The organism is Streptomyces sp. NPDC004435, assembly GCF_042873895.1.
GTDB lineage: Bacteria > Actinomycetota > Actinomycetes > Streptomycetales > Streptomycetaceae > Streptomyces.
On record NZ_JBIAMB010000004.1, the window covers coordinates 394,356 to 410,829 of the forward strand.

A 16,474-nucleotide genomic window follows, 5' to 3' on the forward strand; every position below is an offset into this window, starting at 1 on the left:
ATTTCACCCGGAAGGGAGAGTTTAGGAACGTGTGATGGACGCGGAGGTTCCGTTCGGACCGGGACCCGCCGGATGGCCGGACCGCCGCGGGTGAGAGAGGATGCCGTGTGATGCGGTACTCCCCACGGGGCCCCCTGCGCGGCCCCGCCCTGCTGGCGGCCGCGGTGGCCCTGACCACCGTGGCGGCCTGCTCGAACGGCTCTCCGTCCGGCGTGGGCTCCCCCTCCGCGGCCCCCGCGGCACCCTCCGTCACGACTCCGGGGACCACGGCCGCCCAGCCGTCCGCGACCCCGACGCCCACCCCCACGCCGACCCGGACGTACCCGCTCTCCACCGCCCCCCGCACCGTCCCCGCCGTCCGCTCCCACGAGCCGGCCCGCGGCCCCGGCTGGAAGCCGGGACCCGGCGCCGGGGTCGTCCTCGGCGCGGACAGCGCGGGCCTCGCCGACGAGGGCCGGCTGATCGCCCAGGAGCTGGGCCTGCGCTACCGCGGCGAGGCCGCAGCCGGCCCCGGTGACGTCGAGCTGGCGCTCGGCGGGAAGGGCGCACCCGAGTCGTACACGCTCGCCGTGAAGGACGGCCGGGTCCGGATCGCCGGCCCGGACGAGGCCGGTGTCTTCTACGGCACCCGCACCCTGAAGCAGTCCGTCAGGTCGGCCGGCGCCATGCCCGAGGGCACCGTCGCGGACCGGCCGGCCAAGCCGCAGCGCGGGCTCAACGTCGACATCGCCCGCAAGCACTTCACGGCCGCCTGGCTGGAGGACCGGATCAGGGAGATGGGCGACCTCAAGCTCAACCAGCTGGGGCTGCACTTCTCGGACGACCAGGGCTTCCGGATCGAGTCGGACTCGCACCCCGAGGTCGTCTCGGCGCAGCACCTCACCAAGGCGGAGGTCCGCCGGATCCTCGCGCTCGCCGCGAGCCGGCACGTCACCGTCGTCCCCGAGATCGACTCGCCCGGACACCTCGGCGCCGTGATCGACGCCCACCCCGACCTCCAGCTGGTCAGCGCCACCGGCCGCACGCCGCGCGGGGCGGTCGACATCTCCGACCCGGACTCCGCCCGGATCGTGGACGACCTGCTGCGCGAGTACACCGCCCTTTTCCCGGGCGCCTACTGGCACCTGGGCGCCGACGAGTACGTGGCCCTGATGGCGAAGGACCCCGAGGCCAGCTACCCGCAGCTCGCGCGGGCGGCGCGGGAGGCGTACGGGCCGTCCGGCCGCGTCCAGGACCTCGCCACCGACTGGCTCAACGACCGCGCCGCCACCGTCCGCCCGACCGGCAAGACCCTCAAGGCGTGGAACGACGGCTTCTTCGCGGGCGGGGTGGTGAGCGCGGCGAAGGACATCGAGGTCGAGTACTGGACCGGCAAGGAGTTCGGCGCCCGGCCCCCGCTGCCGTACCTCCAGGCCGGCCGCAGGCTGGTGAACCTCAACGACGAGTACCTCTACTACGTGCTCGGCGAGCCCAACCAGTTCACCTATCCGACCGGCCGCCGCATCTACGAGCAGTGGACCCCGCTGGTCGTCCGCGGCACCACCCCGGTCCCGGCCCGCTACGACGCCCAGATCCTCGGCGCCCGGTTCGCCGTCTGGTGCGACCTGGCGAACGCCCAGACCCCGGAGCAGGTCGCCGCCGGCATCCGCCTCCCTCTCGCGGCCCTCTCCCAGAAGGTGTGGGACTCCCGCAGACCCACCCAGAGCTGGTCCGACTTCCGCGCGCTGGCGACGAAGGTGCGGGGCTGAGCGCTGCCGGCAGGACGCTCGCGACGCCACCGGTCGCGGACGTCGGCACGTCGGCGGACCGCGAGACCGACCGGGCGCCGGCCGCCCCGGCCGCGATCCCTTCGACGAGAAGTCCCTCGCGGACTCGGTGAGATTTTCGCGCCACGAGGAGTGACGGAATCCGGCCGCCGGGCGCAGTATGCAGCGAAGGCGCGGCACGCGTCGCGTCCGCATCGGGTGGCGAGGAGGCGTCCATGACGTCGAGTACGGGTCGGGGTCTGCGGGAGCGGATGGACGGGGCCGACGAGCGCGGCCTCGCCGCCGCGGGGCTGGCCTGCCTGGACCGGTGCCTGCCCCTGCTCGCGCCGGAGCGCGCCGAGGTGCTGCGGCCGGTGTGGGCGGCGGTGGCGCGCGGGGGCGGCGGGGCGTGGACGGAGTCCGTCGCCAAGGCCCGGGTCGAGCTGGAGGGCGCCGGCGGCGCGGCCGCCGGTGACGGCGGGATCGTCTCGATGGTCCGGGCGATGCTCGACGGGGTGCCCGCCGACTGGGCGGAGGCGCCCCTGCGCGAGTGGGCCGAGCGGTGCTCGGCGGTGGCGCTCGCCGTGCACCGCCTGCACGACGTGACCGACGACGGGCCGCTGCACGCGGGCGAGCTCCGCCGCCAGCTGGCCGTCCTCGACTCGGTCGCCCACGGCCCGACCGGACTGCGCCGGGCCCGCGAGCTCTCCGTCGAGGGCGGCCGAGTCCTGCGCGCGGTGGTCTCCCGCCGCGCCAGGACCGCCTGACCTCACCCCTGCGGGGGCGCCTCGACCACGGCGGAGGCGACGAGTTCGGAGATCTGCCGCTCGGCCGTCTCCTTGTCCAGGCCGAGGCCGCTCAGCGGGCCGTCGCCGTCCTCGTGCTCCAGCAGGGCCAGCAGGATGTGCTCGGTGCCGACGTAGTTGTGCCCGAGCCGCAGTGCCTCGCGGAAGGTCAGTTCGAGCACCTTCTTGGCCGCCGCGTCGTACGGGACGAGGGCCGGCGGCTCCTCCGAGGGCGCCGGCAGCGTCGGCGTCACGGCCTCGCGCAGCCGCTCGGCCGTGACGCCCTGGGCGGCGATCCACAGGAAGGCCAGCCCCTCGGGCTCGGCGAGCAGCCCGAGCGCGAGGTGGCCGGGGACGGACTCGGCGTGGCGACGCGCCACGGCCTCGTCGTGCGCGGCCCCGACGACGGCGCGGGCGCGCGGGGTGAAGCGGGCGAACCCGGCGTTCGGGTCCATCTTCTCGGTGTCCGGGTCCTTGGGGACGAACCGCTTCTGGGCGGCCTGCCGGGTCACGCCCATGCTGCGGCCGATGTCGGTCCAGGAGGCGCCGGAGCGCCGGGCCTGGTCGACGAAGTGGCCGATGAGGTGGTCGGCGACCTCGCCGAGGTAGTCCGCCGCGATGACCGCGCCGGACAGCTGGTCCAGGGTGTCCGGGTGGACCTTCTTGATCGCTTCGATGAGTTCGTCGAGACGGATGCTGACGTTCGGAACCACGGGCTGCGTCATGAGGCAACCCTAGGTTGACAGCCCTCGACTGTCAACGAGTGGTTGACAGTCGTGTGCCATGACTTCTTTCGAGTGATGTGTCGTATCGCGTGAAGATGGGAGAAACGGGGCGGACATGGCCCGGAAAAAGGGAGACGACCGGGGCCGCCACCCCCCACAGGAGAGGCCCCGGTCGTCATCCACGGAGCCGCAGCACGGCTCCGTACTCCCTACAGCGCCGGTGGTGCGTTTTCTGTCACACCCGCCCGCCCCCGGTGTGAAGGTTGCAAGTTGTACAAGGTGCGCGGACCCGCGTGGACGTGACGCCCGGAATCGACGTAGCGTGCTGGAGCGCGAGGCGGACTCGGCGGCGATGACCAGCCCCGACGACGCGACCGACGTGCTGACGCGCGCGCAGAACGCGACCGACGGACAGGGTTTGGGGAGTGCTGGGGGACGACGCGGAGCTGACGGCCGCGGTGCTCGCTGCGCAGGACGGGGACGAGGAAGCCTTCCGGACTGTGTACCGCGCCGTGCATCCCCGTCTGCTGGGCTACATGCGCACGCTGGTCGGCGACGCCGACGCCGAGGACGTCACCTCGGAGTCCTGGCTCCAGATCGCCCGTGACCTCGACCGCTTCAGCGGCGACGCCGACCGCTTCCGCGGCTGGGCGGCCAGGATCGCCCGCAACCGGGCCCTCGACCACATCCGGATGCGCGGCCGGCGGCCCGCCTCCGGCGGCGACGAGACCGAACTGACCGACAAGCCCGCCGAATCCGACACCGCGGGCGAGGCCCTGGAGGCCCTGGCCACCGGCGACACCCTCGCCCTCATCGCCCGCCTCCCGCAGGACCAGGCCGAGGCCGTCGTGCTCCGCGTCGTCGTCGGCCTCGACGCCAAGAGCGCCGCGGAGGCCCTCGGCAAGCGCCCCGGCGCCGTCCGCACCGCCGCCCACCGCGGCCTGAAGCGACTCGCCGAACTCCTCGGCGTCGACGGCACCGCCGGCGCGTCCGGCGCGTCCGGTCCGGGCTCCCCCGACGGCGGACAGCCCCTCGACGGGGTGCCGCCCCAGCGCGGCCGGAACACGGGGTTCATAGCCCCCGGCGGTGTGACGCAATGGCGTCCGCGTACGCAGAAGGACATGTGATGGCCGACGAGCGGTACCAGTGGCTCGACCCGGAGGCCGCGGAGCGGCTGTTCCGCGGCGAGCCCGTCGACGCCGTCGATCCCTCGGACCGTGCCCGCGCCGACGCCCTCGCCGACGCCCTCGCCGCGGCCCGTACCGCCGCCGCACCCGCCCCCGGCGTCCCGCTCGCCGGGGAGGAGGCCGCCCTCGCGGCCTTCCGCACCGCCACCGCCGCCCGCGCCGCCACCGCCGCACCCGCCCCGGCCCCGGACCAGGACCCCGCCCACTCCGCCGACCTCGGCAGGGTGCGGCTCACCTCCGTCCCCCGCCCGGCCCGGCGGTGGGGCCGCTCCCTGCGATACGGACTCGCCACCGCGCTCGCCGCCGTCACCGTCGGCGGCGTGGCGGTCGCCGCGAGCACCGGAGTGCTCCCGCTGGTCGACCAGGAGCCCTCCCGCACGGTCACCGCCGCCGAGACCGCCACCCCGCCCGAGCCGAGCGGGTCCGGCGGGTCGAGCCTGCCGACCCCGGCGATCGAACGGGACGAGGACCCCTCGCGGAGCACGGACCCCGGCACACCGGCGGGGACGACCGCGCCCGGCACGAGCCCCGCGGCCCGGCCCGACACCACCACCGCGACCCCCCGGCCCGGCGTCACCTCTCCCGAGCAGGACCGGCCCGAACGCGGCCCGACGGCCCCCACCGCCACGAGCGGCGCCGGCGACGACGCCCGCCGGGGCCCGATCGCCGCCTGCCGCGAGTACCGCTCCGGCCGCCTCGACGCGACCACCCGCGAACGCCTCTCCCGGCTGCTGCGGAACGAGGAGCCCCTGCGCGCCTACTGCGACAGGCTCCTCGCCGGCGCCACCGACAAGGGCGACACCGGCTCCTCCGGATCCGGCTCCTCCGGATCCGGCTCCTCCGGATCCGGCTCGGGATCCGATTCCGGCTCCGGCTCCGGCGGCGAGCAGGACGGCGACGCCAAGAACGGCGACAAGGACCGGGAGAAGGACGGCGACGCACGCCGCGAGGAGGGCGACGCCGGGGACCGGAACCGCCCCGACCTCTCGTACGGCATCGTCCCCGCCCCCGCCGACACCGGCCGCGCGCACGGCCAGGACTCGCCGGACCCGGAGGACAACCCCAGGGACCGGACGTGGCGCGGCGGCACCGTGGACCGGACACTCGTCACGGCCCTCGCCCTCTGCCCGGTGGGAGCCCCCGAAACGGGGGTGTGACACTTTCGGGCCCGTCGGCGCAGTACAGAGTGAGCCGACTGGTCATCGGCCGCGCAGAGAGCCGGGGTTCCCCCCGTACCTACGGCTCCGCGCACCCGGCGCGGGTGGGACACGTTCCCCCGGTCCCACCCGCGCCCCTTCTTCCCCGCCGCGCGCCCCGCCCGCTACCAGTGGACGACGACCTTGTCGCCGACCTTCACCTGGTCGAAGAGGGCCGAGAGCTTCGCCCGGTCCCGGACGTTCACACAACCGTGCGAGCCACCGTTGTAGCCGCGCGCCGCGAAGTCCGACGAGTAGTGCACCGCCTGGCCCCGGCTGAAGTACATCGAGAACGGCATCGGCGTGTGGTACAGCTTCGACCAGTCGTCACGGACCTTGCGGTCGACCAGGAAGATGCCCTCACGGGTCGGCGTGTTCTCCGAGCCGAAGCGGACGTCCATCGAGGAGACGACCTCGCCGTCGATCATCCAGGCCAGGGTGCGGCTCTCCTTGCTGATGCAGAGCACCCGGCCCGTCATGCAGCGGGCGTCCGGCGTGTCCAGCTCGTTGGTGGTGGACGGCTTCAGCTCGTCCGCCGTGGGCTTCTTCGTCAGGGAGAGCAGCCGCTCCCACGTCGTCCCGTCCACCGAACCCGTCCCGGGCAGCCCCCGCATCTCCTGGAAGCGCGTGACCGCCTTCGCCGTGATCGTGCCGTAGAAGCCGGTCGGCGCCCGGTCGAAGTGGTCCAGCTGACGCAGCCGCGCCTGGAGCTCACGCACCTGCTCGTTCTCGTCCCCGTCCTTCATGAGCGCCCGCGCCGACGGAGCCGGTGACGAGGGCGCCGGCGCCGACGAGGACGGAGCGGACGGCTCCGAGGACGACGGCGCGGGCGCCGCGGAGGTCGTGGCCGGCGACGGCGGCTTGCCGTCCGACCCGACCGCCTGGGCCGTGCAGCCGGTGACGGCGAGTGCGGCGGCGGCCGCGGCGAGAACGGCTCTGCGTATGGCGGAAGAACGCTTCATGGATGCCCCCCGGGGAATGAACTGTGCCCATAGGGATGCTTCCCGTCCGCCTCCGGTTGCGCACGGACGCGAGCAAGCGCTCATGCTGTGAGAAAGGTCCCGGCGTGCTGCCCTCCACCGGGTCGCACGCCCGCCACTACAGTCCGTCGCGAGGGACGGTACGGCCGCGAGCGGCGGCAGCACGATCAGGAGGCACGAGCCATGGCGCGCGAGTCGGAGTCGGGACTGCCCATCGAGCCGGTCTACGGGCCGGCGGCGCTGGAGGGCTGGGATCCGGCCGAGAAGCTGGGCGAGCCGGGCGCCTACCCCTTCACCCGCGGCGTGTACCCCTCGATGTACACCGGCCGCCCCTGGACGATGCGCCAGTACGCGGGCTTCGGCACCGCCGTGGAGTCGAACGCCCGCTACAAGCAGCTGATCGCCAACGGCACCATGGGACTCTCGGTCGCCTTCGACCTGCCCACCCAGATGGGCCACGACTCGGACGCGGCGATCGCCGGCGGCGAGGTCGGCAAGGTCGGCGTGGCCATCGACTCGGTCGACGACATGCGCGTGCTGTTCGACGGGATCCCGCTGGACAAGGTCTCCACGTCGATGACGATCAACGCCCCCGCCGCCCTGCTGCTCCTCATGTACCAACTGGTCGGCGAGGAACAGGGCGTGCCCGCCGACCAGCTGACCGGCACGATCCAGAACGACGTGCTCAAGGAGTACATCGCCCGCGGCACGTACATCTTCCCGCCCAAGCCCTCGCTGCGGCTGATCGCGGACATCTTCCAGTACTGCCGGGCCGAGATCCCGAAGTGGAACACGATCTCGATCTCCGGCTACCACATGGCCGAGGCGGGGGCGTCGCCCGCGCAGGAGATCGCCTTCACCCTCGCCGACGGCATCGAGTACGTCCGCACCGCCGTCGCCGCCGGCATGGACGTGGACGACTTCGCGCCCCGCCTCTCGTTCTTCTTCGTCGCCCGCACCACGATCCTGGAGGAGGTCGCGAAGTTCCGCGCCGCCCGCCGGATCTGGGCACGGGTCATGAGGGAGGAGTTCGGCGCCCGGAACCCCAAGTCGCTGATGCTCCGCTTCCACACCCAGACCGCCGGCGTGCAGCTGACGGCCCAGCAGCCCGAGGTCAACCTCGTCCGCGTCGCCGTCCAGGGCCTCGCCGCCGTGCTCGGCGGGACGCAGTCCCTGCACACCAACTCCTTCGACGAGGCCATCGCCCTGCCGACGGACAAGTCCGCCCGCCTCGCGCTGCGCACCCAGCAGGTCCTCGCCTACGAGACCGACGTGACCGCCACCGTGGACCCCTTCGCCGGGTCGTACGTCGTCGAGCGGATGACCGACGACGTGGAGGCCGCCGCCCTGGAGCTGATGGCAAAGGTCGAGGAGCTGGGCGGCGCGGTCGACGCCATCGAGCGCGGCTTCCAGAAGAGCGAGATCGAGCGCTCGGCGTACCGCGTCGCGCAGGAGACCGACTCCGGCGAGCGGGTCGTCGTCGGCGTCAACCGCTTCACGATCGACGTCGAGGAGCCCTACGAGCCGCTGCGCGTCGACCCGGCCATCGAGGCCCAGCAGGCCGCGCGCCTCGCCGAGCTGCGGGCCGGGCGCGACCAGCGGGCCGTCGACACGGCGCTCGCCGCGCTGAAGCGGGCGGCCGGGGGGACGGAGAACGTCCTCTATCCGATGAAGGACGCGCTGGGGGCCCGCGCCACGGTCGGCGAGGTCTGCGACGCCCTGCGCGAGGTCTGGGGCACGTACGTCCCCGGCGACGTTTTCTAGCCGCCCCCGCAGCCCCCCGCGTATCACATAGACACAGGTCACTGCGGAGTGTCGCACCCATGTGCGACACTCCGCCCATGCTGGGTGTCACCGATCTGCCGACCTATCTCGCCGGGCTCGTCCTCATCATTCTCCTGCCGGGGCCGAACTCGCTCTACGTGCTGTCCGTCGCGGCCCGCAAGGGCACCCGGACCGGCTACAAGGCCGCCGCCGGCGTCTTCACCGGCGACACGATCCTGATGACCCTCGCCGCCCTCGGCGCGGCCTCCCTCCTCCAGACCACCCCGCTCCTCTTCACCGTCGTGAAGTACGCGGGCGCCGGATACCTGGCCTGGATGGCGTACGGCATGCTCCGCGCGGCCCTGGAGATGTGGCGCTCCCGCCGCGAACCCACCGCCGCCGAGAGCACCGCCGCCGAGACCGGCTCCAACGAGCACCCCTACCGGCGTGCGCTGATCATCAGCCTTTTCAACCCGAAGGCGATCCTCTTCCTGATCTCCTTCTTCGTGCAGTTCGTCGACCCCTCCTACGCCTACCCGGCGCTCTCCTTCCTGGTCCTCGGCGGCCTGCTCCAGCTCGGCAGCTTCCTCTACCTGACCACCCTCATCTTCAGCGGCACCCGCCTCGCCGCCGCCTTCCGCCGCCGCAAGCGCCTCTCCGCCGGCGCCACCTCCGCCGCCGGTGCCCTCTTCCTCGGCTTCGCCGTGAAACTCTCCCTCAGCAGCGCCGCCTGAGGCCGACGCCGTCCGTTCGCCCGTTCGTGTGAAGCCTTTGGATACTCGAAGGCACAGCCGAAGTCCGGTCATACCGTCGCATCATGGCGACCTCTTCCACAGCAGCCGGTGGCACGGCGCACGCCCGGTACTCGTACCGGCTGCGCGTGTCGTCCACGGCGCTGGCCGCGCTGCTCGGGGAGTGGGACCGATGCCGGTGGATCTGGAACGAGTGCGTCGCTCGGTCGATGAAGGCGCATGCCGCCGGTGAGAAGTGCGGGCCGGCCAGTCTGGACCGGATGCTCACCGAGGCGCGGGCCATCACTCCCTGGCTCGCCCAGGGGGCGTCGGTACCACAGCAACAGCTCATCCGTGACTTCGGCAGGGCCCGCGCGAAGGCGCTGAAGGACATCAAGGAGCGCCTTCCCGTTCGGCGGCGGGCGGGACTTCCCACGTACAAGAGGAAGCGCGGGGCCGATCCGACACTCAACTACACGCGGAACGGCTTCCGTCTGAAGGACGGACGCCTGCACCTCGCGGGCGGGGTCGTGCTGTCGGTGGTGTGGTCGCGTGTGTTGCCTGCCGATCCGACATCCGTACGCGTCCACCGGGACGCCGTCGGGCACTGGTACGCCTCCTTCGTGGTTCCCGCCACGATCCGGCCCCTGCCCGAGACCGGAGCGGTGCTCGGCATCGACTGGGGCGTGAAGGAGATCGCCACCACCACGAGTGATGCCCACGACCTTCCGCATCCGGAGTTCGGCCGGAAGGCGAAGGAGCGGCTGTCGCGGTACGACCGGATGATGGCCCGCCGCAAGCCGGACCGGGGGAAGGCGGCCTCGAAGGGGTACAGGGCGGCGAAACGGTTGCGGGCGAAAGCATGCCAGAAGGTCGCCAGGCAGCGCCTGGACACGGGCCGCAAGTGGGCTAAGAAGGTCGTACGTGACCACGACGCCATCGCGGTGGAGGACTTCCGCCCCCGGTTCCTGACCAGGACCACGATGGCACGGAAGGCCGCCGACGCGGCGATCGGTGCCACCAAGAACGCCCTGCTCGAAATGGGCCGCAAGCACGGGCGGGACGTCCGCCTCGTGCACCCGGCCCACACCACCATGGACTGCGCGCGGTGCGGAGCGAGAGCCAAGCACGCCCTGCCGCTGTCGGAACGTACCTACACGTGCGGCGCGTGCGGAGCGACGTCCCCGAGGGACAAGAACTCGGCCCGCGTGATGCTCGTCCGGGCAGGTCTGGACCCGGCCGGCGCCGAGGGTGTGAGACCTCCGGGAGCGCGGCTCCAGGAGGCGGCCCGAGCCGGGAATCCCATCCCGAAGCAGGGATGGGAGCATTCAAACGGTGTGAGGGTCGAAGCCCGGCGCTCGCAGTGCGGCGCGCTCCTCCGTTGACTCTCCCCCTGTGTCAGAGTTTTGAGTAAGGGGCGTCATGTTCACCATCGGAGACTTCGCCCGGCACGGGCGGGTGTCGGTCCGGATGCTGCGTCACTACGACGCGATCGGACTGCTGCGCCCGGCCCACGTCGACCCGTACAGCGGGTACCGCCACTACACGGCGGACCAGCTCGCGCGGCTCAATCGCGTCATCGCGCTCAAGGACCTCGGCTTCACCCTGGAACAGGTGGGGGCCATCCTCGGGGACGAGATCGGCGCGGAGGAGCTGCGCGGGATGCTGAGACTGCGCCAGGCCGAGCTGGAAGCGGCCCTGGAAGCGTCGCGGGCCCGGCTCGCCCAGGTCGGCGCGAGGCTCCGAGCCATCGAGAGCGAGGGACGCATGTCCACGCAGGACGTCGTCGTCAAGAAGATCCCCGCCGTGCGGGTCGCCGAGCTGAGCGCGGTCGCCGCGGGCTTCGAGCCCGGGGCCATCTCGCCCGTCATCGGGCCGCTGTACGGGGAGCTGTGCGGCCGCCTGGAGGCGGCCGGGGTCACCGGCTTCGGGCCGGGGATCGCGTACTACGAGGACGCGGGCGAGGGCGACGGGTCGATCGTCGTGCACGCCTGCATGACCGTGCCCGAGGGCACCGAGGCGGACGGGGTGCGCGTGCACGTGCTGCCCGGCATCGACGAGGCGGCCACCGTCGTCCACCGCGGAGCCATGGACGACATCCTGCCGACCGCGCAGGCCCTCGCCTCCTGGATCGACGTCAACGGCCACGCCTCCGCCGGCTACGCCCGCGAGCTGTACCTGGAGTGCCCGGAGGACCCGGCCGGCTGGGTGACCGAGCTCCAGGAGCCGATCACCCGCGCGTGAGGACGGTGGGCCCGGGACCTCCGCACAGGTCCCGGGCCGGTCCGGCGGGTGCTACTTCTTCAGGGCCTTGCGCAGCCGCAGGGCCCGGCGGGCCAGCCGGCGGACCCGGGGGTGCCGGGGGACCGGCAGGCCGCCCGGGAGGTCCAGGACGGTGAGCCGGCGGCGGGTGAAGTGGTGCCGGGTGCGCTCGGCGTACGGCCCGGACAGATGGCGTACCGCCGCCTCCCGCAGATCGGCCCTTATGTTCGGCTGCATCGCGAAGCCGACCGCGGCGACCAGGTCGTCGAGGCGGGCGGCGTCCGTCACCGGCTCCTCGTCCTCCGGGCCGGGCGTCAGAGACGGCACGACCGCGTCGACCACCGTCAGCGGGATCCGGTTGCTGTTCTGGAACGGGGTGAGCCGCTGGAGCAGTTCCCGGGTGCCGACCCGGGCGACCGGCAGGCCGTAGAACGTACGGGCCGTCATCAGCGCCGTCGAGAAGCAGCCGACGACCAGCGCGGGCCGCAGCTCCCGGTAGAGCACCTCGGCGAGGACCGGACGGGTCTCGACCGAGAGCTCGGCGCCGAGCCGGGCCGCCTCCTCGGCCAGCGAGGCCGTCCAGGAGTCGGGGGCGGTGGGGTGCGGCTTGAAGACGAGGCGCCGGTGGCCGTGGGCGACCGCGCCGCGCACCATGCTCAGGTGCAGCTCCTCCTCCTCGGCGGCCGTCATCAGGTGGAGCGCGGCCAGGTACTGGCCGAGGAGCAGGGCCGGGCCCTCGTCGCCCGTGGCGGGCGCGTCGGTGCCGGCGAGCTCGGCGACGGCCTTGGTGAAGGCCTCCACGGGGACGGTCTCCGGCACTGCGCCGAACTCGCCGAGCAGCAGCGGCCGCAGCCCCGGCACCAGATCGAGGTGGAGGAGGCGGGCGGCCCGGCCGCCGATCAGCGGGTCGATCTTGTTGCGGGTCGGCCCGTAGCTCATCAGGCCGTCCGCGTAGACGGTGATCGCCGCCTCCGGGAGCAGCTGGGCGAGGGCGAGGGCGGGGGTGACCTGGATGGACTCCAGGACCAGCTCGATCCGGCCGCCGCCGAGCCCCCACACCGTGTGGAGGTGGCGCTGGAGCATCGGCACGTCCTGGCCGCGCGGGGTCCAGCCGCCGGGGTGGAGCGGGGAGATGGTCTCGTTCCAGGACACCACCTCGTCGAAGCGGTCGCGGATCCGCCCGAAGCCCTCCGCCTCGTCGAAGGCCGGGGTGGTCTCCGGGACGGGCGCGTTGTTGGTGACGAGGAGGATCCGCCGGGCGGCGGTGCCGAAGCAGCCGCTGTCTATGGCGGCGGCCAGGGTGACCGCCCCGTAGAGGGTGGAGGCGGCGAAGATCTGGGTGGTGCGGGCCGTGCTCACGCGGCCACCTCCGAGGGGGTCGTGCCGGCCGGGCCGCGGCCGCCCGGCGGGGCCGGCGGCGGGGGTGCGGGGCGCCGGCGGCGCAGCTTGCGCAGGACGGCGGCCCGGTCGCCGCCCATCGCGGTCAGCGCCTGTTCGAGGACGTCCTGCGGCATGCGGCGCAGCGCGCCCGCGCTCATCGCCTTCAGCTGCCGGGCCACGTCCGGTTCGAACTTCTGTATCGAGCCGATGTGATGGGCGATGACCGCGCAATAGGTGCGGACGGCTTTCGGGAGAAAGCGGTCCGCTTCCCTGTCCTGGGCGGTCTCCGCGATCACCTGGTCGAATGCGCGGATGAAATCCAATTGCCGGACGTCGCCGATCTGGGTGAGCGAGGTCGCCACTCCGCGCCGGTAGAAGACGCCGAGTTCACCGACGGCGGCGAAGGATTCCGCCTCGCGGTGCAGCCGCCAGATCCAGGGCCGGTCCTCGGCGGTGCGCAGGCCGTGCGGGAAGTGCAGCAGGCCCCGGTCGAGGAGCCTGCGGTGGTAGATGCCGGCCCAGGCGAAGGGGTAGTCGACGGACGTGGTGCGGTGGGCGGGGAGGATCGCCTCGCGTGGGTCGAGGACCTCCTCGCGGCGCGGGACGGGTGCCCGGCGGACCGAGCGGGCGCGCCCGGTGACCGAGGTGTGGTCGGTGCGCAGGAAGTCGCAGCCGAGCTCCTCCGCGGCCCCGACCAGGCGCCCGTAGTAGCCGGGGGAGAGCCAGTCGTCCCCGTCGAGGAAGGTGACGAACTCGCCGCGGGCCGCGTCGAGGCCGGTGTTGCGGGCGGTCGCCAGGCCCTCGTTCCGCTCGTGCCGGATCAGGACGGCGCCGGGCAGTTCGCGCGCGGCGCGTTCGAGGAGTTCGGGGGTGTCGTCGGACGAGCAGTCGTCGACGAGGAGGAACTCGAAGTCGTCGCGGGCGTTGGCGCGCAGACTGGCGAGGGTGTCGGGGGCGTATGTCTGCACGTTGAAGAACGGCACGACGACGGAGAGCTTGACCACGCGGCCGACGCTAGGCGCCCGCCCGGCCGCTCCGCCGACCGGCCGGGGGATTTTCGGTGAACACGAAGCGGCGGGCTGATTAACCGCCTTTACCCGAGGGGATTTCGGGCCGTCCAACGGCTGAATCCCGGGCCGCTTCAGATCGCGGAGAGGTGCTGTTCACCGTTTGTTGCGGCTCAGTTGGGCCGTAGACCGGAATGCCCTTCTAGCGTCCTCGACGTGCCAGCAAGTTCCAGTGAAGCGGTACGGATCGCCGTACTCGCGGATTCCGACACCCGGTGGAAATGGGGTGCGCTCACCGCGCGCCGCATCACCGCCGCGGACACCGAGCCGACCGGTTTCGTGCTCCGCGGCCGTGCCACCCCCACCGCCCGCCAGCTCGCCGAGACGGGGGCCTCCACGGCCGCCCCGCGCGAGGTGACCGGGGCGGAGTTCCTGCGCGAGGTGCGGGACGCGGAGACGCGCGGCGAGCGGTACGACGTCGTCGTCCTGGCGCTCGTCGGCGGCACCGTCCGGGCCGTCCTCCAGGGCCTCGCCGACCTCGGCCTCGACCGCCGGCCGGTGATCGTCACCGGGTACGTCGGCGTGGTCTACGAGAAGCTGGCCGACGGACTGCTGCTGCGCCACGGCGCCGACGTCGTCCTCGCCAACTCCCGTCACGACGCGGACCGGTTCCGCGCCGTGTACGAAGGGGTCGGCGCGGGCTCCGACTCGGTCGTCGAGGCCGCGCTGCCGTTCCTCGGCGGCGCCCCGTACCGCCCCGAAGAGGGCCGCGACACCCTGGTGTTCGCCGCCCAGCCGTCCGTACCGGTCACCCGGGCCGAGCGGGCGTACGTGCTGGAGCGGCTGGTCCGGCACGCCCGGCTGCACCCGGAGCGCGAGGTCCTCCTCAAGCTCCGCTCCAAGCCCGGCGAGCACACCACGCACCTGGAGGAGCACCCGTACCAGCGGCTGGTGCGCGATCTGGACCCGCCCGCCAACTTCCGCCTGGTGTACGGGCACATGGGCGAGGTCCTGGACCGCACCGACCTGCTGGTCACCGTCTCCTCCACCGCCGCCCTGGAGGCGCTGCACCGCCGGATCCCCACCGCGATCCTCACCGACTGCGGGGTCCGCGAGGTCAACGGCAACCACCACTTCATCGGCTCCGGCCTCCTCGCCTCCTTCGACCGGCTCGACCGGGGCGAGGCGCCCGAGCCCGAAGAGGAGTGGCTGGCCCGGCAGGGCGTGGCGTCCGACGGCGGGTACGACTCCGCCTTCGACGCCGCCCGCGAACGGGTCGCGAAGCTCCTCGCGCTGCCCGGACTCCCCCCGATCAGCCCCTACTACACCGCGGAGACGGCCCCCGGCTACCTGCCGGGGATCCTCGCCCGCCACCGCCTGGACGTCACCGCGCCGCCGGCCCGCGACAGCGGACTGCGCCGGATCGTCCGCGAGGCGGCGCGCGGCGCCTACCGCCACGGCGTCCAGCGCGTGGCCCCCGTCGTCCGACGCCTGGGAGAACTGTGATGACCGTGAAGAAGCCGAGCCCCACCGTGCTCGCCGTCATCCCCGCGCGGGGCGGCTCCAAGGGAGTCCCCGCCAAGAACCTCGCCCCGGTCGCCGGGATCCCGCTGGTCGGCCGGGCCGTCCGGGCCTGCCTCGGCGCCGTCGGCGTCACCGACGTCGCCGTCTCCACCGACGACCACGCGATCGCCGCCGCCGCCCGCTCCTTCGGCGCCGAGGCGGTGCCGCGCCCGGCCGCCCTCGCCGGCGACACCGCCACCAGCGAGTCCGCGGTGCTCCACGCCCTCGACGCCTTCGAGGCCACCCACGGCCGCACCGCCGACGTGGTCCTCCTCGTCCAGTGCACCAGCCCCTTCCTCACCTCCGCCGAGGTCGCCGAGGCCGTCGCCCGGATCACCTCCGGCGCCGCCGACACCGCCTTCACCGCCGCCCCCTCGCACGGCTTCCTCTGGCGCGAGACGGCCGACGGCGCCACCGGCGTCAACCACGACAAGGCCCACCGCCCGCGCCGCCAGGACCGCGAGCCCGAATACCTGGAGACCGGCGCCGTCTACGCGATGGACGCGGCCGGCTTCCGTACCCACGGGCACCGCTTCTTCGGCCGGACCGCCGTCGTCGTCACCGACCCGGCCCGCGTCCTGGAGATCGACGACCCGCACGACCTGGCCCGCGCCAAGGCCCTGGCACCGCTCCTCGACGAACCGGCCACCCCCGGCTTCGCCGACGTCGACGCGGTCGTCCTCGACTTCGACGGAACCCAGACCGACGACCGGGTCCACCTCGACGCGGAGGGGCGGGAGTTCGTCTCCGCCCACCGCGGCGACGGCCTCGGCATCGCGGCCCTCCGCCGCGCCGGGCTCCCCGTCCTCATCCTCTCCACCGAGCAGAACCCCGTCGTCGCCGCCCGCGCCAGGAAGCTGAAGATCCCCGTCCTGCACGGGATCGACCGCAAGGACCTGGCACTCAAGGAGTGGTGCGAGGCCGAGTCCATCGACCCCGCGCGCGTCCTCTACGCCGGCAACGACGTCAACGACCTGCCCTGCTTCCACCTCGTCGGCTGGCCCGTCGCGGTGGGCAGCGCCCACGACTCCGTCCGGGCCGCGGCCCGCGCGGTCACCGTCACCCCGGGCGGCTTCGGAGCGATCCGTGAGATCGCCGCCTGGCTCCTCGGACCCGAGCTGAACACCCCCACCCCTCTCCCGAACTGAA

Annotated in this window: 14 protein-coding genes; 10 read left to right on the forward strand and 4 right to left on the reverse strand. The window is 73.3% G+C overall.

Translation table 11 applies throughout. The features are described 5' to 3' along the window. Positions 1-110 precede the first annotated feature (110 nt). Together ACFYT9_RS09775 and ACFYT9_RS09780 are read left to right on the forward strand one after the other, a co-directional pair. A complete protein-coding gene (locus tag ACFYT9_RS09775; RefSeq protein WP_389162036.1) occupies positions 111-1,748 on the forward strand; it encodes a glycoside hydrolase family 20 protein in 1,638 nt (545 codons plus the stop codon). A gap of 233 nt (positions 1,749-1,981) precedes the next feature. Then, positions 1,982-2,512: a hypothetical protein gene (locus tag ACFYT9_RS09780; protein WP_389162038.1), complete on the forward strand. Its 531-nt coding sequence runs from the start codon at positions 1,982-1,984 to the stop codon at positions 2,510-2,512. Positions 2,513-2,514: 2 nt separating this feature from the next. Here ACFYT9_RS09780 and ACFYT9_RS09785 read toward each other — a convergent pair whose 3' ends face one another. Continuing rightward, entirely contained in the window at positions 2,515-3,255 is a 741-nt protein-coding gene (locus ACFYT9_RS09785; protein ID WP_376599591.1) for a Clp protease N-terminal domain-containing protein, read from the reverse strand. A 425-nt stretch (positions 3,256-3,680) separates the two neighbouring features. On the opposite strand from ACFYT9_RS09785, the gene ACFYT9_RS09790 reads away from it, so the two are divergent. Both ACFYT9_RS09790 and ACFYT9_RS09795 read left to right on the forward strand, forming a co-directional pair. Further along, on the forward strand, positions 3,681-4,382 hold the full coding sequence (locus ACFYT9_RS09790) for an RNA polymerase sigma factor (RefSeq protein ID WP_389162040.1): 702 nt from the start codon (positions 3,681-3,683) through the stop codon (positions 4,380-4,382). Next, complete coding sequence (locus ACFYT9_RS09795) at positions 4,382-5,599, forward strand: hypothetical protein (RefSeq protein WP_389162042.1); 1,218 nt, start codon at positions 4,382-4,384, stop codon at positions 5,597-5,599. The genes ACFYT9_RS09790 and ACFYT9_RS09795 overlap by 1 nt, the downstream gene beginning before the upstream one ends. A gap of 164 nt (positions 5,600-5,763) precedes the next feature. On the opposite strand, the gene ACFYT9_RS09800 is transcribed toward ACFYT9_RS09795, so the two are convergent. Beyond that, positions 5,764-6,600 carry a L,D-transpeptidase family protein gene (locus tag ACFYT9_RS09800; protein WP_387273824.1) on the reverse strand — a complete coding sequence of 279 codons (837 nt, stop codon included), beginning with the start codon at positions 6,598-6,600 and terminating at the stop codon, positions 5,764-5,766. A gap of 201 nt (positions 6,601-6,801) precedes the next feature. On the opposite strand from ACFYT9_RS09800, the gene ACFYT9_RS09805 reads away from it, so the two are divergent. The 4 genes from ACFYT9_RS09805 (at position 6,802) to ACFYT9_RS09820 (ending at position 11,357) form a co-directional block, all read left to right on the forward strand. Further along, the gene (locus ACFYT9_RS09805; RefSeq protein ID WP_387273826.1) at positions 6,802-8,382 is read left to right on the forward strand and encodes a methylmalonyl-CoA mutase; all 1,581 of its coding nucleotides are present in this window, start codon (positions 6,802-6,804) and stop codon (positions 8,380-8,382) included. A gap of 77 nt (positions 8,383-8,459) precedes the next feature. Further along, positions 8,460-9,116 (forward strand): leucine efflux protein LeuE, encoded by a 657-nt coding sequence (leuE, locus tag ACFYT9_RS09810; RefSeq protein ID WP_389162043.1) that lies wholly within the window; start codon positions 8,460-8,462, stop codon positions 9,114-9,116. 83 nt (positions 9,117-9,199) lie between these two features. Then, positions 9,200-10,498: an RNA-guided endonuclease InsQ/TnpB family protein gene (locus ACFYT9_RS09815; protein WP_389162044.1), complete on the forward strand. Its 1,299-nt coding sequence runs from the start codon at positions 9,200-9,202 to the stop codon at positions 10,496-10,498. Positions 10,499-10,535: 37 nt separating this feature from the next. Beyond that, positions 10,536-11,357, forward strand: a complete 822-nt coding sequence (locus ACFYT9_RS09820) for a MerR family transcriptional regulator (RefSeq protein WP_389162046.1) — start codon at positions 10,536-10,538, stop codon at positions 11,355-11,357. A gap of 51 nt (positions 11,358-11,408) precedes the next feature. On the opposite strand, the gene ACFYT9_RS09825 is transcribed toward ACFYT9_RS09820, so the two are convergent. Both ACFYT9_RS09825 and ACFYT9_RS09830 read right to left on the reverse strand, forming a co-directional pair. Beyond that, a complete protein-coding gene (locus tag ACFYT9_RS09825) occupies positions 11,409-12,734 on the reverse strand; it encodes a polysialyltransferase family glycosyltransferase (RefSeq protein ID WP_389162048.1) in 1,326 nt (441 codons plus the stop codon). Then, positions 12,731-13,759, reverse strand: coding sequence for a glycosyltransferase family 2 protein (locus ACFYT9_RS09830; protein ID WP_376602062.1), 1,029 nt, complete (start codon positions 13,757-13,759; stop codon positions 12,731-12,733). Before ACFYT9_RS09830 ends, ACFYT9_RS09825 begins: the two co-directional genes overlap by 4 nt. Before the next feature lie 219 nt (positions 13,760-13,978). Here ACFYT9_RS09830 and ACFYT9_RS09835 point away from each other — a divergent pair, with 219 nt between their 5' ends. Together ACFYT9_RS09835 and ACFYT9_RS09840 are read left to right on the forward strand one after the other, a co-directional pair. Beyond that, positions 13,979-15,268 carry a DUF6716 putative glycosyltransferase gene (locus ACFYT9_RS09835; protein WP_389162050.1) on the forward strand — a complete coding sequence of 430 codons (1,290 nt, stop codon included), beginning with the start codon at positions 13,979-13,981 and terminating at the stop codon, positions 15,266-15,268. Beyond that, complete coding sequence (locus ACFYT9_RS09840) at positions 15,268-16,473, forward strand: cytidylyltransferase domain-containing protein (RefSeq protein ID WP_389162052.1); 1,206 nt, start codon at positions 15,268-15,270, stop codon at positions 16,471-16,473. Before ACFYT9_RS09835 ends, ACFYT9_RS09840 begins: the two co-directional genes overlap by 1 nt. The last annotated feature ends 1 nt before the right edge of the window (position 16,474 follow it).